17 protein-coding genes are annotated in these 21,604 nt (G+C 67.9%); 8 read left to right on the forward strand and 9 right to left on the reverse strand.

What is annotated here, in order from left to right; all coding sequences use genetic code 11:
• Positions 1 to 117: 117 nt before the first annotated feature.
• The 5 genes from lpdA to KUV62_RS12065 form a co-directional block, all read right to left on the reverse strand.
• The gene (gene lpdA, locus KUV62_RS12045; RefSeq protein ID WP_222603963.1) at positions 118 to 1,512 is read right to left on the reverse strand and encodes a dihydrolipoyl dehydrogenase; all 1,395 of its coding nucleotides are present in this window, start codon (positions 1,510 to 1,512) and stop codon (positions 118 to 120) included.
• Between the two features lie 202 nt (positions 1,513 to 1,714).
• Complete coding sequence (locus KUV62_RS12050; RefSeq protein WP_222603964.1) at positions 1,715 to 2,296, reverse strand: DUF924 family protein; 582 nt, start codon at positions 2,294 to 2,296, stop codon at positions 1,715 to 1,717.
• A gap of 121 nt (positions 2,297 to 2,417) precedes the next feature.
• Positions 2,418 to 3,698, reverse strand: a complete 1,281-nt coding sequence (locus tag KUV62_RS12055) for an MFS transporter (RefSeq protein ID WP_222603965.1) — start codon at positions 3,696 to 3,698, stop codon at positions 2,418 to 2,420.
• Positions 3,699 to 3,811: 113 nt separating this feature from the next.
• Positions 3,812 to 4,861: a tRNA preQ1(34) S-adenosylmethionine ribosyltransferase-isomerase QueA gene (gene queA, locus KUV62_RS12060; RefSeq protein ID WP_222603966.1), complete on the reverse strand. Its 1,050-nt coding sequence runs from the start codon at positions 4,859 to 4,861 to the stop codon at positions 3,812 to 3,814.
• Positions 4,862 to 4,886: 25 nt separating this feature from the next.
• Complete coding sequence (locus tag KUV62_RS12065; protein ID WP_315901583.1) at positions 4,887 to 8,114, reverse strand: DUF3971 domain-containing protein; 3,228 nt, start codon at positions 8,112 to 8,114, stop codon at positions 4,887 to 4,889.
• A gap of 159 nt (positions 8,115 to 8,273) precedes the next feature.
• On the opposite strand from KUV62_RS12065, the gene KUV62_RS12070 reads away from it, so the two are divergent.
• From KUV62_RS12070 to KUV62_RS12085, 4 genes are all read left to right on the forward strand, one after another.
• The gene (locus KUV62_RS12070; protein ID WP_222603968.1) at positions 8,274 to 8,726 is read left to right on the forward strand and encodes a peroxiredoxin; all 453 of its coding nucleotides are present in this window, start codon (positions 8,274 to 8,276) and stop codon (positions 8,724 to 8,726) included.
• Between the two features lie 35 nt (positions 8,727 to 8,761).
• A complete protein-coding gene (locus KUV62_RS12075) occupies positions 8,762 to 9,571 on the forward strand; it encodes a ferritin-like domain-containing protein (protein WP_222603969.1) in 810 nt (269 codons plus the stop codon).
• 222 nt (positions 9,572 to 9,793) lie between these two features.
• Positions 9,794 to 11,104, forward strand: a complete 1,311-nt coding sequence (locus tag KUV62_RS12080) for a DUF5930 domain-containing protein (RefSeq protein WP_222603970.1) — start codon at positions 9,794 to 9,796, stop codon at positions 11,102 to 11,104.
• The gene (locus tag KUV62_RS12085; protein WP_222603971.1) at positions 11,094 to 11,615 is read left to right on the forward strand and encodes a polymer-forming cytoskeletal protein; all 522 of its coding nucleotides are present in this window, start codon (positions 11,094 to 11,096) and stop codon (positions 11,613 to 11,615) included. Before KUV62_RS12080 ends, KUV62_RS12085 begins: the two co-directional genes overlap by 11 nt.
• Positions 11,616 to 12,060: 445 nt before the next feature.
• Here the strand turns inward: KUV62_RS12085 and tgt are convergent, their stop codons facing one another.
• Positions 12,061 to 13,188, reverse strand: a complete 1,128-nt coding sequence (tgt, locus tag KUV62_RS12090; RefSeq protein WP_222603972.1) for a tRNA guanosine(34) transglycosylase Tgt — start codon at positions 13,186 to 13,188, stop codon at positions 12,061 to 12,063.
• Between the two features lie 179 nt (positions 13,189 to 13,367).
• Here tgt and KUV62_RS12095 point away from each other — a divergent pair, with 179 nt between their 5' ends.
• The 4 genes from KUV62_RS12095 (at position 13,368) to KUV62_RS12110 (ending at position 18,387) form a co-directional block, all read left to right on the forward strand.
• Positions 13,368 to 13,685 (forward strand): hypothetical protein, encoded by a 318-nt coding sequence (locus tag KUV62_RS12095; RefSeq protein ID WP_222603973.1) that lies wholly within the window; start codon positions 13,368 to 13,370, stop codon positions 13,683 to 13,685.
• A gap of 97 nt (positions 13,686 to 13,782) precedes the next feature.
• Positions 13,783 to 15,690 (forward strand): glycosyltransferase family 2 protein, encoded by a 1,908-nt coding sequence (locus tag KUV62_RS12100; RefSeq protein ID WP_261395606.1) that lies wholly within the window; start codon positions 13,783 to 13,785, stop codon positions 15,688 to 15,690.
• On the forward strand, positions 15,687 to 16,622 hold the full coding sequence (locus tag KUV62_RS12105) for a glycosyltransferase family 2 protein (RefSeq protein WP_222603974.1): 936 nt from the start codon (positions 15,687 to 15,689) through the stop codon (positions 16,620 to 16,622). Before KUV62_RS12100 ends, KUV62_RS12105 begins: the two co-directional genes overlap by 4 nt.
• A 253-nt stretch (positions 16,623 to 16,875) precedes the next feature.
• Positions 16,876 to 18,387: a DEAD/DEAH box helicase gene (locus KUV62_RS12110; protein ID WP_222603975.1), complete on the forward strand. Its 1,512-nt coding sequence runs from the start codon at positions 16,876 to 16,878 to the stop codon at positions 18,385 to 18,387.
• A 334-nt stretch (positions 18,388 to 18,721) separates the two neighbouring features.
• On the opposite strand, the gene KUV62_RS12115 is transcribed toward KUV62_RS12110, so the two are convergent.
• From KUV62_RS12115 to KUV62_RS12125, 3 genes are read right to left on the reverse strand one after another with little or no spacing between them, the layout of a single operon-like run.
• Positions 18,722 to 19,804: an ABC transporter ATP-binding protein gene (locus KUV62_RS12115; RefSeq protein ID WP_222603976.1), complete on the reverse strand. Its 1,083-nt coding sequence runs from the start codon at positions 19,802 to 19,804 to the stop codon at positions 18,722 to 18,724.
• Positions 19,805 to 19,807: 3 nt separating this feature from the next.
• Complete coding sequence (locus tag KUV62_RS12120) at positions 19,808 to 20,593, reverse strand: ABC transporter permease (RefSeq protein WP_222603977.1); 786 nt, start codon at positions 20,591 to 20,593, stop codon at positions 19,808 to 19,810.
• Entirely contained in the window at positions 20,590 to 21,576 is a 987-nt protein-coding gene (locus tag KUV62_RS12125; RefSeq protein WP_222603978.1) for an ABC transporter permease, read from the reverse strand. The genes KUV62_RS12120 and KUV62_RS12125 overlap by 4 nt, the downstream gene beginning before the upstream one ends.
• Between the last annotated feature and the right edge of the window lie 28 nt (positions 21,577 to 21,604).

Raw genomic sequence — 21,604 nt, forward strand, 5'->3', positions numbered from 1 at the left:
ATACAAGAAGGCCAAGACTTTTCATCCGAAAAGTCTTGGCCCATGTCTTGCGTCAGGCACCGAGCGGCCGAAGATCCTTCGCAGGAAAAATCTTCCGCCCCCCGGATCAGAACCGGATCAGTAGTGGATCGCACGGCCCCAGGCGTCGAGCACGCTCTCGTGCATCATCTCCGACAGGGTCGGGTGCGGGAAGACGGTGTTCATCAGGTCTTCCTCGGTGGTCTCGAGCTGGCGCCCCACAACGTAGCCCTGGATCAGCTCGGTCACTTCCGCGCCGACCATGTGGGCGCCCAGCAGCGCGCCGGTCTTCTCGTCGAACACGGTTTTGACCATGCCCTCGGGCTCGCCGAGCGCGATCGCCTTGCCGTTGCCGATGAACGGGAAGCGACCGACCTTGACCTTGTAGCCGGCCTCCTTGGCCTGCGCCTCGGTCAGGCCCACGCTCGCCACCTGCGGGTGGCAATAGGTGCAGCCGGCGATGCTGTCGGGATCGACCGCGTGCGGATGGCCGCCGGCGATCAGCTCCGCCACCATGACACCCTCGTGGCTCGCCTTGTGCGCCAGCCAGGGCGCGCCCGCCACGTCGCCGATGGCATAGACGCCCTCGATGCCGGTGCGGCAGTGCTTGTCGGTCACCACGTGGGTGCGCTCGACCTTCACGCCCAGCTCCTCGAGACCGAGCCCCTCGACATTGCCGACGATGCCCACGGCGGAGATCACCGTGTCGAACTCCTCGGTGGTGGTCTTGCCGTTCTGCTCGATATGCGCGGTGACCTTGCCCTGCCCGCGGTCGAGCTTCTTGACCATGGTCTTCTCGCGGATCTTGAGCCCCTGCTTCTCGAACTGCTTCTTGGCGAATTTCGAGATTTCCTCGTCCTCCACCGGCAGGATGCGGTCCATCACCTCGACCACCGTCGTGTCGGCGCCGAGCGTGTGGTAGAAGCTGGCGAACTCGATGCCGATGGCGCCCGAACCGATCACCAGCAGCTTCTTCGGCATGCGCTTGGGCTGCAGCGCCGCCTTGTAGGTCCAGACCAGATCGCCATCCGCCTCGAGGCCGGGCAGCTCGCGGGCGCGGGCGCCGGTTGCGATCACGATGTTCTTGGCGGTGAGCTCCTCGGTGCCCTTCTCGGTCTTGACCGAGACCTTGCCCTTCCCGGTGATCTTGGCGTCGCCCATGATCGAGGTCACCTTGTTCTTCTTCAGAAGATGGGTGACGCCCGAGTTGAGCTGCTTGGCCACGCCGCGCGAGCGCTTGACCACCGCGTCGAGATCGAAGCCGATCTTTTCGGCCGAAAGGCCGTATTCCTTGGCGCGGTGCATGAAGTGGTAGATCTCGGAAGACCGCAGCAGCGCCTTCGTCGGGATGCAGCCCCAGTTGAGGCAGATGCCCCCCATATGCTCGCGCTCCACGCAGGCCACCTTGAGCCCGAGCTGGGCGCCGCGGATCGCGGCGACATAGCCGCCCGGTCCCGCGCCAATCACGATCATGTCGAAGCTTTGCGAAGCCATGGCTCTCTCCGTCCGTGTCAAATTAGTTTGGCATTAAACCATTTTCCGGAATGCTTCAACGCAAAGCAAAGCCGGGCAGCGGGAATCCTCCGTGCTCCCCCGCGAAGCGCCTTGGACGGCGCAGCGAAAGGGCCCGCGCGATCACCATCGCACGGGCCCTGCCGAAATGAAAAGCCCAAGTTGTCCGTCGCTAACGGAGGGCTCAGGCGGCCTCGGTCTGCAGCTTGCGCACCGTGGCGCCGTAGCCGCCGCCCTCGACATAGGCGCGCTCCGCCGCGGTCGAGGCGCGCTCCAGCGCCGCGTTGCGGGTCGGGAAGCGCCCGAAATCGCGGATCACCTCGCGGTGGGCGCGGGCATGCAGCAGGTTGGATGCGCCGCTCTCGGGCATCCGCTCCTTCATCAGCCGGATGCAGCGATCCTGATCGCAGAGGTTCTCGGAATGCATCAGCGGCAGGTAGAAGAACTGCCGCGCCGGCTCATCGATCTTGAGATCCCAGCCGCGCCAGATCGCCTGCTTCGCCGCCGCCATCGCGATCTCGTCGGAGGCAAAGGCCCGACCGCTGCCGCGGAACATGTTGCGCGGGAACTGGTCGAGCAGGATGATATAGGCCAGCGCCCCGCTCGGATAGGTCAGCCACAGGCCGAAGCGGCCCTCCATCGCGGCTTCCCAGGTCTCTTCGAACTGCTCGCGCACGCGGGCGTCGAGCGCCTCGTCCTGCGCGTACCAGCGCTTTTCTCCGACCTCGTCGAGCCAGAATGTCAGTATCTCCTCGGGCCCCTTCATGGCCACATGCTCCTTCTCGCCTCGCCCCTGTTCGAGCGTCATGTAAAGGTTACATTCCACTTAGAACCGAGCAAAAGTAAAATATTCTGTCAATTACGACATTCCGGCAGTGCGAGGCCCCTCAGGAGGCCTCCCGCAGGGCATCGGCCTCCGCTTCCGCCTCGGCCTCCGCGGTCTCGATGGCCACTTCCTGCGCCACCGCGACGGCGACCGGCGAGGCGCTCGGCGAGACCGCGGTATAGGCGCTGGTGCTGTCCACCGAGGGGGCCGCGCGCTTGGTCATGCGGAAGAAGGCGTAGCCGGTGAGGCTCAGCAGCAAGACCGCGATCAGCGCGAAATAGGCCCCCGGTCCGAACACCTGCATGGCGTAACCGGTGATGATCGGGCCAGCGATCGCGCCCACCCCGTTGACGAAGAGCAGGCCGGCCGAGGCGGCGGCCATGTCATCATGTTCGAGATAGTCGTTGGTATAGGCAATCAGCAGCGAATAGAGCGGGTTGGACGCCCCGCCGATGACGAAAGCGGCCGCCAGGACGACGACGAACTGGCCGGTCATGACGGTTGCGAAAACCGCGGCGATGCCGCCGATCAGCGCCACCACGGCGACCAGCTGGCGGCGGTCCATACGGTCGGAGAGCCAACCCAGCGGATACTGGGTCACCAGCGCGCCGACATAAAACGAGGCGACGAACATCGAGATCTGGGTCAGCCGCAACCCGGCCTCTGCCGCGAACACCGCCGCCATGCCGAATTGCGCGGCGAACACGCCGCCCAGCAGGAAGATGCCAACGAAGCCCAGCGGAGACACGCCGTAGAGCTCACGCAGGCTCATCCGCTTGGTGGTCGCGAAGGCCGGCGTCGGGCTCACCGACAAAAGAATCGGCGCGAATGCGATGGAAACGAGCACCGAGGGAATGACGAAGAGCAGGAAGCCCGAGGGATCGGGCACCAGCAGCATCGCCTGCGCCGCGATGATGCCCAGCATCTGCACCATCATGTAGGCCGAGAGCGCCTGGCCCCGGCTCTCGTTCGAGGTCGAGTTGTTGAGCCAGCTTTCGGCGGTGACGTAGACGCCGCAATAGCAGAAGCCGATGATCATGCGCTCGATGGTCCAGGCCACCGGATGGGGGAAGGAGGGGTAGAGGATCAGCACCGCCGAGATGAACGAGCCCAGCGCGGCGAAGACCCGCACGTGGCCGACGCGGCGGATCATCCCCGGCGTCAGCAGCGAGGCGATCAGGAAGCCCGCGAAATAGGCCGACATGACGACCGACATCGAGAAGGCCGAGAAGCCCTCGCCGGAGCCGCGCACACCGAGCAGCGAGCCCTGCAGACCGTTGCCCAGCATCAGCAGCAGCATCCCGAGAAGCAGCGCCCAGGAATGTTTCAGAACGTCGAGCATGGCGGCTCCCCTTCTTGCGTCGTCTTGCGTCCAGCGTCGTGCTCGCGCGATGCGGCGATTCCGTTTCGCCAGAGCCGTCGCATCACGCCCCGTCAAACGCAAGCACAGAGCGCCTAAGGAATCAGCAAAGACGCATCGCCGTAGGAGAAGAAACGATAGCGCTCCGAGATGGCATGTTCGTAAATCCCCATCATCCGCTCGCGCCCCATCAGCGCCGAGACCAGCATCATCAGGGTGGATTTCGGCAGATGGAAGTTGGTCATCAGCGCGTCGGTGACGCGGAAGGCGAAGCCCGGGTAGATGAAGATGTCGGTGACGCCCTGCCACGGCGCGATGGCGCCGCTGTCGCGCGCCGCGGTCTCCAGAAGGCGCAGCGCCGTGGTGCCCACCGGGATCACCCGCCCGCCCGCCGCCTTGGTGGCAGCGATCTCGGCGGCGGCGGCCTCGCTGACCTCGCCCCATTCGCCATGCATCTTGTGGGTGGTCACATCATCGACCTTGACCGGAAGGAAGGTGCCGGCGCCGACATGCAGCGTCACCTTGGTGAACGCGACCCCGTGCGTCTCGAGCGCGGCCAGCAGCTCCGCGTCGAAATGCAGGCTGGCGGTCGGCGCGGCCACGGCGCCCTTCTTCTCGGCCCAGACGGTCTGGTAATCGCGCTTGTCCTGCGCATCGGCGGCACGCTTGGCGGCGATGTAGGGCGGCAGCGGCATGGCGCCGGCCTCGGCCAGCGCGGCGTCGAAATCCTCGCCCTCGAGGTTGAAGCGCATGAGCCCCTGCCCCTCCTCGCGCGCCTCGAGCGTCGCCGAGAGCGCCTCGGAGAACACCACCGTCTCGCCCTCGCGCAGCTTCTTCAGCGGCTTGACCAGCGCCGCCCAGAGCCCGCCCGGGCGCGGCTCGAGCAGGGTGATCTCGATCTGCGCCTGCGTCACCCCCTGCGCACTCTCGCGCGTGCGATGCCCCGAAAGCCGCGCCGGAATCACCTTGGTGTCGTTCAGCACCAGCCGGTCACCGGGGCGCAGCCACTGCGTCAGGTCGCCCACCACCGCGTCGGTGATCGTGTCGCCCTCGGCCACCAGCAGACGCGCCGAGGAGCGCGGGTTGGCGGGGCGGGTCGCGATCAGCTCGTCGGGCAGATCGAAATCGAAATCGCTCAGGTGCATGGATCCTCTCGGGTCGGGAATGGTCTTACTGGCTGACGCTCGGGGGCGGGCGGCGGAAGATGTCACGGAAGATGCCCGGGGTGAAGGCCGAAAGCGGATTGACCGAGACCTGCGGATCGCTGGCGGCGCCGCGCAGGTTGAAGTTGAAGCCGATGAGCCCCTCGCCCTTGCGGGCGAAGAGCTGCCCGATGCCATTAAGGATGTAGATCGGCGACAGCACGCCCTGCATGTCCATCCGCTTGTCGGCGAGGTTGTAGAACCCGTCCATCGAGATGCCCATCGAGGGGCCAATTGCGCTGGAGCGGGTCAGCACCACCTGACGCGGGCTCAGCCGGAAGCGCGCCTCGACCTCGGAGAAGTAGATCCCCGCGCCGTTCAGCTCGTCGAGCAACCCGACCACCGAGATCGCGTCGAGCAGGCCGGTGATCGCCGGGGCGTCCTGCAGCCGGGTCTCGCGGATCACCAGGTTGCCGTCATAGGTGCCGTCCTGCCCGCGCACCGGCACCAGCGTCAGGTCGAAGGTGCCGTCCTTGACGTTGTTGAACACCCCCGCTCCGGCCAGAACGTCGCCGGCATCGCGGGCGCGGATGCGGATGGCGCTGCCGCCGTTCTGCGGCACCAGCGCGCCCTCGATCTCGGCCCGTCCGAGATCGGCGGTGAAATCGCCGGTCAGCCCGCCGGCATCGCGGAAGCGCCCCTCGAAACCGGTGACCGCGATGCTGTCGGAAACCTGCAGCCTCTCGAGGCTGATCTGCATCGGCCCGGTCGCCCTGCCGCCGCCTCCGCCGCCCTGCCCGAACGGCGCACTGCGCATGTCGACCCGACCGCCGCTGAGTGTGATCGCCGGCGGCGCACCGCGGCCCTGCGCCGTCAGCACTACCGAGCTGTCGAGCCAGCCCCCGACCCGCAGACGCGGCAGCTCGAGCCGTCCGAAGCTGCCGTCGGGGTTGAGCCGCACACGCCCCTCGGCCTCGAGTCCGGCCCCCGACAGCGCCAGCCGCTCGATCTGCACCGGCTTGCCCAGCGCCCCCGTCACCTCGAGCGCCCCGGTCTGCTGCTGCGACAGGCGCCAGCCGATCTGCGGCAGCGCAAGCCCCACACCGGCCAGCGACGAGCTGAGCGCGAAGCGCGGCGTCTCGCCCGGCGCGAGATCGATGCTCAGCGCCGCGCGCCCCTGCCCCGAGATCGTCCCCGGCGACAGTGTCAGGCCCAGCGCCTGCGCCACCGGCTCCGAGAGCACGATCTCGCCCGCGACCCGGCTGCCCGCCCCCGGCTCCAGCGATTGCGTCCAGCTGCCTTCGAAGGGCACGCCGTCGAAATCGACCGCGCCCGAGATCGCCACCTGTGCATCGTCCACCGCCAGCGCAAGCCGCTCGGCGCCGAGGGTCTTGCCCGGCACCACCTGATCGCTCACCACGTCGCGCAGCGTCCCGGTGAGGTCGATCGCCATGTCCTCGCGCTTCACGCCCTTCTTCAGCGGCATGACGATGGTGCCCTCGACCTCCGCGGTCCCCTCGCCGAGCGCCACCGGCCGGCCGGCCTTGCGCATGATCTCGAGCTTGGGGCTGTCGATATAGGACAGCGCCGCCACCAGCGGGCCCTCCGCCTTCAGCGTCAGCTCGCCGGTGGCCGGCTTCTCGCGCATGTCGCGGATCACGAAGCGGCTGCCCGCCCCCTCGAGCACGCCGCCCTCTGGCGGGGTGACCTTGGCGGTCTCGACGGTGACCGCGAGCCGGTGGTCGTAGATCGTCAGCTGGCCCTCGGCCTCGGTCAGGCGCGGCAGGTTGCGGGCATAGGTCAGCGCGCCGCCGGTAATGCGCGCGTCGATATAGGTCTCGGGCTTCTCGTTCGGCGCCTTGCGCACCGAGAAGATGCCGTGCTCGATGCCGCCCGCATGGACGTTGTCGGCCACCCATTTGCGCGGCTTCGACTGGATGCGCTCCGGCCAGTAGGACAGCAGCGTCTGGTGATCCATCTCCTCGAGCCGCCCGTCGAGCGCCAGCCGCCAGCCGTCACTCTCGGCGCTCAGCGCGCCCGAGAGGCGCAGCGGCAACGCCGGATCGGTGCTGCGGAACCGGCCCAGCTCGAAATGGAACGGCGCGAAGCCGAGACGCCAGTCGAGCTCGGCGCCGTCAAGCGTGAAGGGCCTGTCGAAGATGCCCTCCGCATCCGCCTCGAAGCGGCTCACCCGGAACTGCCCGGTCATGCCGTCGGGGAGGCCCGCCTCGGCGCCGCGCAGCACCGCGCGACCGTCGGCGATCACCGTGCCGACGGCGCTCGCGACCGCGATCTCGTCGAAGCTCAGCTCCGAGCGCGCGGGATCGTAGGAGAAATAGGTCCGCGCCAGGTCGAACGGAATCGGCTGGGTGCGGGCGTTGGGCTGCAGCACGCCGGCGCCGATCTGAAGCGTCGCGTTCAGCGCGCCGAGATCGCCGGTCTCGGTCATGGCGCCCCGCAGCGCCCCCGAGATCGGCGCCCTGAGGCCACCGAGCCAGGCCAGCGCCGCGCTCTGGGTGGCGATGTCCTGCGCCGGCAGGGCGCTGAGATTCATCCCGAAGCGCGCCGATTGCGCGCCGATCACGCTCTCGGCGCTGATCGCCAGAGTCGCGGCCACGTCGCCGGTGCCGAGCAGCGCCACGTCGCCCGCCAGCCGCAGCGTGCCGTCTTCACGGCTCAGGCTGAGACGCCCGCCATCGGCGGTCCAGCCGCGTCCGGCGCGGGCATCCTCGTAGCGGATGGTCAGCGCCTCCGCCTCGATCCGGCGCAGGCTCTCGAAGCGCGGATCCGACAGCGCGGCGTCGACCTGCGCGATCAGCGTCGGGATGTCTGGCGCCTGCGTGCCGGAGGCAAACGCGTCGCCGAGCGCAAGCCCGACCTTGCCGGTCTCGTCGCGGCGCAAGCTCATGCTGGCCCCGGCGAGGCTCACCCGGCCGAGCTGCAGCTCGCCGCGCAGCAGCGGCAGTGGATCGAGCCCGGCGCGCAGGTCTGCCAGCGTCGCCACCGGCACACCCTCGCTGGTCTGCAGATCCACGTCGGATAGCACCACCCGCGCCAGCCCGTCGCGCTCCACCAGAACCGCCATGTCGCCGAAATTGATGGTCAGCCCCGGCAGCGCCTCGCTGAGCCGGTCCTCGATGCGCTCGCGCAGCCAGTCCGGCGCCGAAACCGCCCGCCCAACCATCACCAGCCCGGCGACGCCCAGAACCAGCGCCAGCAGTGCCAGCAGGGCTGCGCCCTTGGCAAGCCGACGCACGCGCCTCCGCCGTGGCGCGCGGGGGGCCGGCGCGGCGGGTTCCGGCGTCTCGTCTCTGTCGGTGGTCACTGGCGATCCGGCCCGTTGCTTTGCTTTGTGCTCAAGGCGTTCTACACCGAAGGTCAGCAATAGAGAAACAGCAAGACCGGAGCCTTGCCCATGAGCGATACCGCCCCCGATTTCACCCTGCCTTCGACCGACGGCGCAGACGTCACCCTCTCCGCCCTGCGCCCGGCCGCCGTGGTGCTGTTTTTCTACCCGCGCGACGACACCTCGGGCTGCACCAAGGAGAACCAGGAGTTCAGCGCCCTGCTGCCCGAGTTCGAGGCCGCCGGCATCAAGGTCTTCGGCCTGTCGAAGGACAGTCTCGCCAGCCACGAGAAGTTCATGAAGAAGAAGGAGCTGACCGTGCCGCTGCTCTCCGACGAGGGCTCCGATGTCTGCGAGGCCTATGGCGTCTTCAAGGAGAAGAAAATGTACGGCAAGACCTTCATGGGCATCGAGCGCAGCACCTTCCTGATCGATGCCGAGGGCAAGATCGCGAAGGAATGGCGCAAGGTGAAGGTGCCGGGCCATGCCGCCGAGGTGCTCGAGGCCGCCAAGGCGCTCTGACAAGACGGATCGCGGACAGGAAAGGACAGGCCGGCATGACGAAGACGCTGAGCGAGATGGCGGTGGAGGTGCTCACCACCGCCGACGGGCGCGAAAAGACCGCGCTGAGCCATGCCCATGCACGCGCCTGGCGCGCCTCCCGCGAGGCCGGCACGCCGATCCCCCTCGGCACGGCGCAGCCGCCGCTGCGCCCCTCCCGCCCCGATGCGCCCGAATTGCTCGATCCGCGCGATGTCCCCAAGCGCAAGCCCGGCTCGGAGAAGGGCCGCATCGCGCTGCTGCACGCGGTGGCGCATATCGAGCTCAACGCCGTCGACCTGCACTGGGACATCATCGCCCGCTTCACCGACACCCGCTTTCCGCTCGGCTTCTACGATGACTGGGTGAAGGCGGCCGACGAGGAGTCGAAACACTTCAACCTGATGTGCGATTGCCTCGAGGCGCAGGGCAGCTACTACGGCGCCCTGCCCGCCCATGCCGGCATGTGGCGCGCCGCCGAGGACACCGCCGAAGACCTGATGGGCCGGCTTGCCGTGGTGCCGATGGTGCTCGAGGCGCGCGGGCTCGATGTCACGCCCGGCATGATCGAGCTGTTCCGCCGCGCCAAGGCCGAGGATGCCGTCGCCGCGTTGGAAACAATCTATGCCGAAGAAGTCGGCCACGTGGCCTACGGCTCGAAGTGGTTCCACTTCCTCTGCGGCCGTCACGAGCTCGACCCGAAGGACGTGTTCCACGATCTCGTGCGACGCTATTTTCACAGCACGCTCAAGCCACCGTTCAACGACGAGAAACGCGCCGAGGCCGGCCTGCCGCTCGATTTTTACTGGCCGCTGGCCGAAGAATGACCGCTCGCAGGCAAACGATCCGGGCAACAATGACGGAAAATTGAGCACCCGGAACCCGTTGAGGTCGGCGGTTTTTCGCCAGTCCAGCGCGATTCCGCCGCAGAAAAAGCACAGGAAGCCCAAAATTGTTGCGATCATGTCGCGGTCTCTTTACCCCAATGGCCAGACGTCGGGTGGGGAACCGGCGCGTTGGAACTTGCACGGGAACAGGGGACAAAAACGGTGAGAACGCGTTTCGCGATCAGAACCCATGCGCTGCTCGAGCGCGTCTTTCCAGAACGTCGGGTGTTTCTGAAATCAGACACCGACACACGCTTCATCCGGCTTCGGTCGGAGACGCAGGCGGTCGCCGCACTCGGTGCCGGCCTGCTGGTCGCCTGGACCATCGTCGCCACCGCGATCCTGCTGATGGACAGCATCAGCGCCGGGAATTTCCGCGAGCAGGCCAAGCGTGACCAGATCACCTACCAGCGCCGGCTCAACGAGCTCTCGCAGGAGCGCGACACCCGCACCGCGGAGTCGCTGGCGGCGCAGGAGCGCTTCAGCACCGCGCTCGAGCAGGTCTCGGCGATGCAGGGCAAGCTGCTCGACAGCGAGGCCCGCCGCCGCGAGTTGGAGACCGGGATCGACGTGATCCAGGCCACGCTGCGCGACACCATGCGCGAGCGCGAAGAGATCAACGAGCGCCTCGCCGCGCTCGAGACACAGATCGAGGGCGGCGACATCGCCGTCGCCGGGGCCGAGGATGCCGACGGCACGCTCGACCTGCTGGCAGAGGCGCTGGCCCGCACCGCCGAGGAGCGCGACCAGGTGGTCGCCGATGCGCAGGACGCGCTGGTGCGCGCCGACGAGATGGCCACCGAGCTGCGCCTGATGGAAGAGAAGAACGATCGCATCTTCCGCCAGCTCGAAGAGGCGATGACGGTCTCGGTCAAGCCGCTCGACAAGATGTTCACCGATGCCGGCATGGATCCCGACCGCATCATCAGCCAGGTCCGCCGCGGCTATTCCGGCCAGGGCGGCCCGCTGACCCCGCTGACCTTCTCGACCCGCGGCGAGGAGCCTTCTGCCGACATGGAGCGCGCCAACCGCATCCTCGGCGAGATGGACAAGCTCAACCTCTACCGCATCGCCGCCGAGAAGGCCCCCTTCGCGGTGCCGCTCAAAGATCCGTTCCGCTTCACCTCGGGCTTCGGCCGCCGCTGGGGCCGCCTGCATGCCGGCACCGATTTCGCCGCGCCGCACGGCACCGCGATCTACGCCACCGCAGACGGCGTGGTGACCCATGCCGGCTGGATGTCGGGCTACGGTCGCCTGGTGAAGATCAAGCACGAGTTCGGAATCGAGACCCGCTACGCGCACATGTCCAAAATCCGCGTGAAGGTCGGCCAAAGGGTCTCGCGCGGGGACCGTGTTGGTGATATGGGAAATACCGGACGGTCGACCGGGACGCATCTTCACTACGAAGTTCGCGTCGGAGGCGAACCCGTGAACCCCATGATCTACATCAAGGCTGCAAACGATGTTTTCTAAAAGCAAGATCAACGAGCCCGGCCCCAAGGCCGAGGACAACGCACCGAAGCCGGCCGCAGAAGCCCCGCGCGCATCCGGCGGCGACTTCAAGCCGGCCACTCCGCCCAAGGCGAAGCCGCCGGCGTCGGTGCTGTCGAGCGATCTGCACATCACCGGCAACCTCAAGACCACCGGCGACATCCAGGTCGAAGGCACGGTCGAGGGCGATATCCGCGCCCACCTGCTGACCATCGGCGAGAGCGCCACGATAAAGGGTGAGGTCGTCGCCGACGACGTCGTCATCAACGGCCGCATCGTCGGTCGCGTGCGCGGCCTGAAGGTCCGCCTGACCGCCACCGCGCGGGTCGAGGGCGATATCATCCACAAGACCATCGCGATCGAGAGCGGCGCCCATTTCGAAGGCTCCGTGCAGCGCCAGGACGACCCGCTGTCGTCGCGCGGCAAGGGCGCTCCGGCGGCAGCACCGGCCCAGCAGCAGGCCGCGGCAGCACCGCAGGGCCAGGGCAGCTGAGCCCAGCCTCCTACAGAATGACAGAACGCCGGGCCCAGCGCCCGGCGTTTTTGTTTTGAGGGCAGTCGGTTGCGGGCCGAGGGCGCTTCGGTCGGGCACTGAGGTCGGGTGCTCGCGGGTTCGGCCGGATGACACTTGCCACTGAGCCAGGGGGGGGTGCGCGGCGCTGTCCGGCACCGAGGTGACGGCATTGCGCGCTCGGCCTAGTGCCATCCCGCCAGCCCTGTCACGTCTTCGGGCTGGGCCCTCGCCGAGTCCTAGAGCTTCCCCCGGGCAAGCGTCCTCCGAGCCTCCGACAAGGCGTCCGACAGCAAGCGCCGATACGCCCCTTGCCGCTCTTTCCCCGGAAGGCCCGCCACGAGGCGTTGGCCCCTGCAGGACACCCTAAAAGTCCATGAGCCACGCGCCGGGCAATCCGCCCGCCCCGCAGCCCGTGGACCGCCCCTCAGAGCGGCTCGATATCCCCCTCGGCGCGGCCGGCGTGGAAATCCGCCTCCCAGGCCTCGAACCGGCCCTCGGCAATGGCACCGCGCATCCCGTCCATGATGTCCTGGAAATATTGCAGGTTGTGCCAGGTCAGCAGCATCCCCGAGATCATCTCGTGCGAGCGGTAGACATGGTGCAGGTAGGCGCGCGAATAGCCGGTGCAGGCCGGGCAGGTACACTGCTCGTCGAGCGGCCGCGGATCGTCGGCGTGGCGCGCGTTCTTGATGTTGACCACACCGCGCCGGGTGAAGGCCTGCCCGGTGCGCCCCGAGCGGGTCGGCAGCACGCAATCCATCATGTCGATGCCGCGCTTGACGGCGCCGACGATGTCGTCGGGCTTGCCCACGCCCATCAGGTAGCGCGGCTTGTCGACCGGCAGGTGCTCGGGCGCATGGTCGAGGCAGGCAAACATCGCCTCCTGCCCCTCGCCCACCGCGAGCCCGCCCACGGCGTAGCCGTCGAAGCCGATCGCCTTCAGCGCCTCGGCGCTCTCCTGGCGCAGATCCGCCTCGAGCCCGCCCTGCTGGATGCCGAAGAGCATGTGGCCGGGCCGGTCGCCGAAGGCCTCCCGCGAGCGCTCGGCCCAGCGCATCGACAGGCGCATGCTCTGCTCGAGCCGCTTGCGGTCGGCGGGTAGCGCCGGGCATTCGTCAAAGCACATGACGATGTCCGAGCCGAGCAGCCGCTGGATCTCCATCGAGCGCTCGGGGGTGAGCATGTGCTTGGAGCCGTCGATATGGCTGCGGAAGCTGACCCCCTCCTCGGTGAGCTTGCGCAGATCGGCGAGGCTCATCACCTGGAAGCCACCCGAATCCGTCAGGATCGGACGCTCCCAGTTCATGAACTTGTGCAGCCCGCCGAGCTTGGCGATGCGCTCGGCGGTGGGCCGCAGCATCAGGTGATAGGTGTTGCCCAGCAGGATGTCGGCCCCGGTGGAGCGGACCTGCTCGGGCAGCATCGCCTTGACGGTGGCAGCGGTGCCCACCGGCATGAAGGCCGGGGTGCGGATCTCGCCACGCGGGGTCGAGATCACACCGGTGCGCGCCTTGCCGTCGGTGGCGTGGAGGGTGAAGGAGGTGGTGCTCATGCTCCCTGCTCTGCCCCAAAGCGCCGCCTTTGCCAAGCCCGCAGCCGCATGCCTGCGCCCCGCCGCTGCGGCAGCGCGGCGAAACGGCGACCGGAAGTGCCTCGCATTGTAATTCTACAGCTCGCGTTTACGCCTTGCGCCGATCCTCGCCCGGCCCCCACCCAACACGAGGCCCCCCCATGACCCGCCGCTCGACGCCCCTCGCCCTCTCCCTTGCGCTCGCCCTGCCGCTCATGGCGCTGCCGCCCGCCGCGGAGGCCGGCTCCTGGTTCACCAGCACGACCAATCGCAGCCTGCGCGCCGACGCGGCCAACCCGCATCCCGGCGATGAATACCAGGGCCAGACCTATGTCACCCCGGGCGGCTGCTCCTACTCGCGGGCGCAGGCGCCGGGCTACAAGCCAACCTGGCACCTGATCCACAACGGCGCGAGCGCCGGCCTCACCAACGCGCATCGCGGCTGCCCGGCCATGCTCGGCGATTACGAGCGGCTCTAGCGCCCGCGTCCCCCCCGCACCACACCCGCCGGTAAACCGCCCGGAGAGCGCGCCGCCACGATTGCGTGGCGCGCCGTCCCGCGCCACTCTCCGCGCCATGAGCAGGACCGACCGCAGCGACGACACCGAGACCGGGACAGCCCCCGGAGCCGCAACCGGGGCAGACAGCAAAGCCGTGCCCCCGGTCGACGCCAAAACCGACGCCGAGACCACGGCCCCGAGCGGGGCCGAGCCCGAGAGCACGTCCGAGAGCGGCAGCGACAGGCGCCCCACATGGCCCGGCGGCATCGATGCCGTGCTGACCCAGATGGAGGGCCGGCGCGATGCAATCACCTATGCCGAGGGCGAGGCCCCGCCGCCCGCCGATCTCGATCTCGCGCCGCTGGCCCTGCAGATCGTCGGCAACCCCGAGGACGATCCCGCCGAGGATCGCCCCTTCCGCTCCAGCTATCACCGCAAGCGCTTCGACCTGCGCCGCGAGTTGCAGGGCCAGAGCGAGCTGGTCTTCCTCAACGGGCTGCTCATTGCCCACCTGCGCAAGCGCGAGTTCCCCGCTCACCTGCCCGAACTCTTTCACAGGCTCTGGGCCGAACAGGGCGCGCACCTGCTCGAAAATCTCGACCAACGCTGGCTGGTCTCCGCCATCACCACCTTCGGCGATCACGGCCTCACCGCCACCCAGCGCTCGGTGGGTCTGGCGCTGACCGTGCTCTTCGGCACCATGAAGCTCTACGAATCCGAGCGGCTCTATTCCGGTCAGCCCGCCGACCGCCCCTTCGCGCTCGACCGCAAGGCCGGCGGCCGGCTGCCGCTCGAGATGGATGCCTACTCGATCGTCAATGGCGGGCTCGACGTCAACATGATCGGGCGGCTCTGGATGGAGGCCGAGGCCGACCCGGTGATCCGGCCCCTCGCCCATCACCTGCTTGATCTACTGATCCACGACGACCGGACGCTGTTTCGCCGTCTGATGACCATGCGCAGCCGCAAGGCCCGTCAGACGCAGGCCGCCGAGCCCGCCAAGCGCCCCGGCAACCCGGCGCCCGTCCCTGCCGCGGCGGCCACGCTGACGGCCGATACCCTGCGCTGGGGGCTGGTCTCGACGATCCGCGCGCCGCTGCCCGTCATCGCGCGTTTCGCCGCGCATCACCTCGCCCTCGGCGCCCACGCGCTGCATATCTATCTCGACGCCCCCGAGCCCGAGACCGCCGCCTTCCTCTCCCGCCACCCGAAGATCCACGTCACAAGCTGCGACGCGGCGTGGTGGCGGGACACCGGCAAGGAGCGGCCAGAAGCCCACCAGCTGCGCCAGGCCCACAACGCCACCCGCACCCTGCGCGAAACGGGCGGCAGCCTCGACTGGCTCGGCCATATCGATGCCGACGAATTCCTGCTCCCCGACAAGCCGATCTGCGAGATCCTCGCCGCCGTCTCGCGCGGCCACGCGCTGGCCCGGGTCGCCCCCGCCGAGGCGCTGGCAGTCAATGAGGGCTGGCCGCAGCACTTCAAGCGCACCCATCACCATGCCGGGCGCAAGAAGGCGGTGCTGCAGGAGATCTACCCGACCTTCGGGCTGCATCTCTATGGCGGCTTCCTCAGCCACACCTCGGGCAAGGTCTTCGCCCGCACCGGCATCCCCGAGACCCGGCTCGGCATCCACACGCTGAAATACCGCGGCGAGGATGCCAGCAACCGCGCCAAGCTCGAGGGCATCCACCTCGCCCACCTGCACGCCCCGAGCTGGGATCACTTCCGCGATCACCTCGCCTTCCGGCGCACCCAGGGCTCCTACCGGGCGCGCTCGGAGCGGTCCGAGATGGGCCAGGCCAACCTGATCGCCTTCCTTGCGGAAGAAGAGGGCGCGGACGGGCTCCGGATGCTGTTCGACGAGGTCTGCGCCGATACGCCCGGGCTGCGCGCCCGCCTCGCCGCCCACGACATGCTGCTGACCCGTGCCTTCGATCCCGACGCGGCGGTGGCCCGCGTCTTCGGGCCGCTGCCATGACCCGCTGGGGCACGGTCACCACCACCAACGCATCGCTTCCCGAGATCCTCGATTTCGCCGCCTGGCATATCGAGCTCGGCGCGCACCGGCTCTATCTCTATCTCGACGACGACTCGCCTGAGGCGGAGGAGAGGCTCGCCGCCCACCCCAAGATCCGGGTCTTCCGCACCGATGACGCCTGGTGGGCCAAGCGCAACGGGCGGCCGAAGAAGCATCAGGTCCGGCAAGGCGCCAACGCGCGCCACGCCAACAACCGCAAGCCGGAGGTCGACTGGCTCGCCCATATCGACACCGACGAGTTCCTGCTGCCCTCCCGGCCGGTCGCCGAGACCCTCGCCGCCCTGCCCGAAAGCTGCCTCTGCGCCCGCGTCCGCCCGGTCGAGGCGCTGGCCCCGCTGGGCGCAGACGACGAGACCGCCTTCAAGGCCTTCCCCCTAGACCAGACCCAACGGCAGCAGGCGGCGGAAGCCTGCTTTCCCACCTGGGGCGCGCATCTCTCGGGCGGATTCCTGAGCCATGTCGCCGGCAAGCTGTTCTTCCGCGCCGGCACCAAGGGCCTCAAGATCCGCATCCACAATGTCGAGCTCGACGGCCAGACCAATCCCGGCCAGGTCGAGCTGACCAGCCTCGAGCTCGGCCATTTCCACGCCGCCGACTGGCAGCATTTCCTGCGCCTCTACCGCTTCCGCCTGGCGCAGGGCTCCTACCGCGCCGAGCTCAAGCCGCAGACCCGCGGCGAAGGCGCGGTCAACCTCCATACGCTCTTCGCGATGATCGAAGACGCGGGCGGCGAGGATGCGCTGCGGTTGTTCTACGACGAGGTCTGCACCGCCCGGCCCGCCCTGCTCGAGCAGCTCTCGCAGCGCGGCCTGCTGCGCCGCCACCGCATGGAACTCGCCGCCCTGCGCCAGCGGCATTTCCCCGGCATATGAGCCGCAGGGCCGCGGCGGATGCGGCCAGTCGGGCGCAACTGTCCCAGTTTTCCGAACAACCCACGGGCGACTGTCCCCTTCAGCCCACGATTTTCCCTCTGAAATGGCACGCTGATTGACGTTTCCCCGCTGATTCCGGTAAAAGGCGCCACATCGGGATCGCATTCGCCATCACGCATGGGGCCAGACGGGCCCGATCCAGGACCATACGCGCGGGCCAAGTCTCAGTGTCCGCACCCCAAAACGGACACGCATGACAAAGTTTTCTGATCTCAACCTGAACCCCAAGGTTCTCAAGGCCATCGAAGAAGCGGGCTACGAGACGCCGACGCCGATCCAGGCGGGCGCCATCCCCCACGCTCTCGAGGGCAAGGACGTTCTCGGCATCGCCCAGACCGGCACCGGCAAGACCGCCAGCTTCACGCTGCCGATGATCACCGCGCTGGCCCGGGGCCGCGCCCGCGCCCGAATGCCGCGCAGCCTCGTGCTCTGCCCGACGCGCGAACTGGCCGCCCAGGTCGCCGAGAACTTCGACACCTACGCCAAATACGTGAAGCTCACCAAGGCGCTGCTGATCGGCGGCGTGAGCTTCAAGGAACAGGAACAGCTCATCGACAAGGGCGTCGACGTGCTGATCGCCACCCCCGGCCGCCTGCTCGACCATTTCGAGCGCGGCAAGCTGATCCTCACCGACGTGAAAGTCATGGTGGTGGACGAGGCCGACCGGATGCTCGACATGGGCTTCATCCCGGATATCGAGCGCATCTTCTCGCTCACGCCCTTCACCCGCCAGACGCTGTTCTTCTCGGCCACCATGGCCCCCGAGATCGAGCGCATCACCAACACCTTCCTGTCGAACCCCGAGCGCATCGAGGTGGCCCGTCAGGCCACCGCGTCCGAGACCATCGAGCAGGGTGCCGTGTTCTTCAAGGCGTCGCGCCGAGACCGCGAGGGCAGCGAGAAGCGCAAGGTTCTGCGCACGCTGATCGACCGCGAGGGTGAGAAGTGCACCAACGCCATCGTCTTCTGCAACCGCAAGGTCGATGTCGACATCGTCGCCAAGTCGCTGAAGAAATACGGCTACAACGCCGAGCCGATCCACGGTGACCTCGACCAGTCGCAGCGCATGCGCACCCTCGACGGCTTCCGCGACGGCTCGATCCGGCTGCTGATCGCCTCCGACGTGGCGGCCCGCGGCCTCGACGTGCCGAGCGTCAGCCACGTGTTCAACTTCGACGTCCCCGGCCATGCCGAGGATTACGTGCACCGCATCGGCCGCACCGGTCGTGCCGGGCGCGAGGGCAAGGCCTTCACCATCGTGGTCCCGCGCGACGAGAAGAACTTCGAGGATGTGGAAAAGCTCATCCAGAAGGAGATCCCGCGCGTCGAGCTGCCGGGCGTGAAGGCGCCCGAGGCGTCCGACGCCGCGGCCGACGAAGAGAAGACCGAGGCCAAGCCGAAGCGCACCCGCTCGCGCTCGCGCAAGTCCGACAAGAGCGCCGCACCGGCCGAGACCGCCGTGGCAGAGGCCCCCGCGACCGAGGCTCCGGTCGAGACGGCCGCGCCCGAAAAAGCTGAATCGGAAAAGGTCAGCTCCGAAAAGAGCGCATCGGACAAGAACGACGGCAACAAGGGTCGCTCCGACCGTGGCCGTTCGGATCGCGGCCGTGGCCGTGGCTCCAAGTCCGACAACAACGTGGTGGGCATGGGCGATCACATGCCCGAGTTCATCGCGCTGAGCTTCGACGAGCGCCGCGCCAGCTGAGCCGGCCTTCTCGACAGAGAGATGGAGAAGCGGACCCTCGGGTCCGCTTTTGCTTTTTTGACGATCCTCGTAGCGTTCGATCCATGCACGCGGCGCGGAATCAAGGCAGCAAGCCGCCGCGCCCATCGCCGGCCCGCCCCGACGGGCTGGCGATTTGGTGACACCTGCGCGACCTGTCGAGGTCTTTCGGATCTGGCTCGGATAAATCGAGAGGTTCTCCACGCAGATCGCCATCCCGCGCGCCGGCGATGGGCGCGACGGCCACCCTCGGCTTCACAAGAAAAAGGCGGACCACACGGCCCGCCTTTCCAGTCTCCCAACCTGCGCCCCGCACTCAGTCGCGCAGCACCGCCATGCTGCTCTCGTCCCAGCCGATCCAGACCGGGGCCTCGCCCACCGACTGGCCGGTATCGGCGTCGACATAGGCCTTGAGCGTGGCGCCATTGGCCTCCTCGACCATCAGGTCGAGCGCCATGCGGCTGCCGAGGAAGGTCTTGCCGACCACCCTGCCCTGCACCGCGTTGGCGGTCGCCGGGCGCTCGGCGTGGAAGCCCAGCCGCTCGAGCCGCACCGAGGCGGTGATCGACTCGCCAGCCTGCGGCACGCCACCCGGGGCGTGGCCGCGGAGCGTCGTGCCGAACCAGTCCATCACCACCGCGTTGCCGTCGGTGCCGCGCAGCTCGCCGGTGAGCAGGTTGGTCTCGCCGATGAACTCGGCCACGAAGCGCGAGGCCGGGTGGAAATAGAGCTCTTCCGGCGTGCCGTCCTGCTCGACCTTGCCCTTGTTCATGACAACGATGCGGTCCGACATGGTCAGCGCCTCTTCCTGGTCGTGGGTGACGAAGAAGAAGGTCTTGTTGGTGCGGCGCTGAATCGATTTCAGCTCCTGCTGCACCTGACCGCGCAGCTTGGCGTCGAGCGCGCCCAGCGGCTCGTCGAGCAGCAGGAGCGCCGGGTCTGGCGCCAGCGCGCGGGCCAGCGCCACGCGCTGCCTCTGGCCACCCGAGAGTTGCGCCGGGTAGCGGTCGCCATAGGCGGTGAGCTCGAGGAAGGACATGATCTCGTCCTGCCGCCTGGCGATCTCGGACTTGCCCATGCCCTTGAGCTCGAGCCCGAAGCCGATGTTCTGGCGCACTGTCATGTGCGGGAACAGCGCGTAGTCCTGAAACACCATGTTGACGTTGCGCTTCTCCGGCGGACGCTTGGTCACGTCGTCGCCGCGCAGCAGCACGCGGCCGCTCGAGGGCTGCTCGAAGCCGCCCAGGATGCGCAGCGTGGTGGACTTGCCGCAGCCCGACGGGCCGAGGAAGGTGACGAACTCACCCTGCGCGATGTCGAGCGTCAGGTTGTCGAGCGCCACGGTGTCGCCGAAGCGCTTGGTCACGCCTTCGAGGCGGACGAGAGGATCAGAAGACATGGCTCAGCTATCCTTGTTCATGCGGCGGGTGAAACGCTCGGCCCAGACGCCGATCACGGCGGTCAGGACAAGCGCCACGGTCGCGATGGCGTTGATCTCGGGCGACATGCCCGATTTCAGCTTGGCGAAGATCAGCACCGGCAGGGTCGGCTCGTAGCCGCCGAGGAAGAACGAGCGCACGAAATCGTCGAAGCTGAGAAGAAGGCAGAAGATGCTCGCGCCCATGATGGCCGGCACGAGATAGGGGAAGGTGATGCGCAGGAAGGCGATCAGCGGGTCGGCGCCGAGGTCGCGGGCGGCCTCGATCTGGCTCTTCGGCAGGGTCGAGAGCCGCGCCATCACCACCAGCACCACGAAGGGCACGTTGTGCACCGCGTGGCTCCAGACGATGGCGCCCATGCCCGGCTCGATGCCGAGATAGCGGGCATAGATCCGGAAGGCGATGGCCGAGATGATGCCCGGGATCAGCGCCGGCAGCACGGTCATCCCGAAGATCACCGCCCGGCCCCAGAACTTGCGCCCCTCGAGCAGCACCGCGATCCAGGTCCCGACGATCACCGAGATCACCGTCGAGAGCACCGCGATGGCGACCGAGTAGCCGAAGGCGGCGAGCGTCTCGGTGTCGGCGAAGACGCCAGTGTACCAGTCGAGCGTCCAGGACTTGATCGGGAAGCCGATGAACTTGCTGTCCTTGAAGCCCATCATCACCATCAGGATCAGCGGCACGAAGACATAGGCCACGAAGGCCCAGTAGACGCAGGAGAGCAGGATGCGGTTGTGACGGGTCATTTGGTGTCTCCCTTGCGCAGGGCGTTCATCAGCCGCTGGAACGCGGCGGTGATGAGCAGCGCCGCGAGGAACATGATGACGGCGAAGGCCGCGCCCGTGGGCCACTGGTCACCGGCGACGTGGAAGAAGCCCGCGATGGTCTCGGCAAAGACGGTGGTCGAGGGCCCGCCCAGCAGCACCGGGGTGGCGTAAAAGCCGGTCGAAATCAGGAACACGAGCGTGCAGCCCGAAGAGATCCCCTCGAGGGTCATCGGCAGGGTGATGCGGCGGAACCGCGTCCAGGCGCCCGCGCCGAGATCGGCGGCGGCCTCGTTCATCGACTTGGGCAGCTTCTCGAGCGCCGAGTAGAGCGGCAGCAGCATGTAGAGGGCGGTCAGGTAGACGATGCCCACCCCCATGGAAAAGCTCGTGTACATGAACGGGATCGGCCGGTCGATCAGGCCGAAGAAACGCAGCACCATGTTCACCGCGCCGGTATTGCCGAGCAGGATCATGATGGCATAGGTCCGCACGATCTCGCCGACCCAGAACGGGATCAGCAGCAGCAGGAGCAGCAGCATCCGGTTCTTCGGGCTGACGTGGCGGGCCAGGAAATAGGCCACCGGGTAGGTGATGATCAGGGTGCAGAAGGTAAATACCCCGGCAAAGATCAGCGTCCGGAAGAACGGCATCCAGAAGATGCTGTCGCCGAAGAAGCTGAGGTAGTTGTCGAAGGTGAAATGCTGCTCGACGCCGGGCGCGACCGGGTAGGCATCGGTCAGCGACACGCGCAGCATCTGCAGCATCGGCCCGAGGTGCTGGGTCAGCACCCACAGGATCGGGAACACGGCGAGGATGAGGAACTGGCGGCGCGGCGAGGCGGTGGCGAAGGTTGCAAGCCACTGGTACGGCGCCCAGCTCGACAGGCGTCCCCAGAAGGTGCGGTCGGAGGCGCTCTCCGCGACGGCCCCGCGTTCTTCGCGCGCGGATGCGTCATAGGTCATTGGGTCTTCCTTTCGAGAGGAACGACGG

This window comes from Salipiger bermudensis (assembly GCF_019801965.1).
In the GTDB taxonomy this organism is placed as follows: domain Bacteria; phylum Pseudomonadota; class Alphaproteobacteria; order Rhodobacterales; family Rhodobacteraceae; genus Salipiger; species Salipiger bermudensis_A.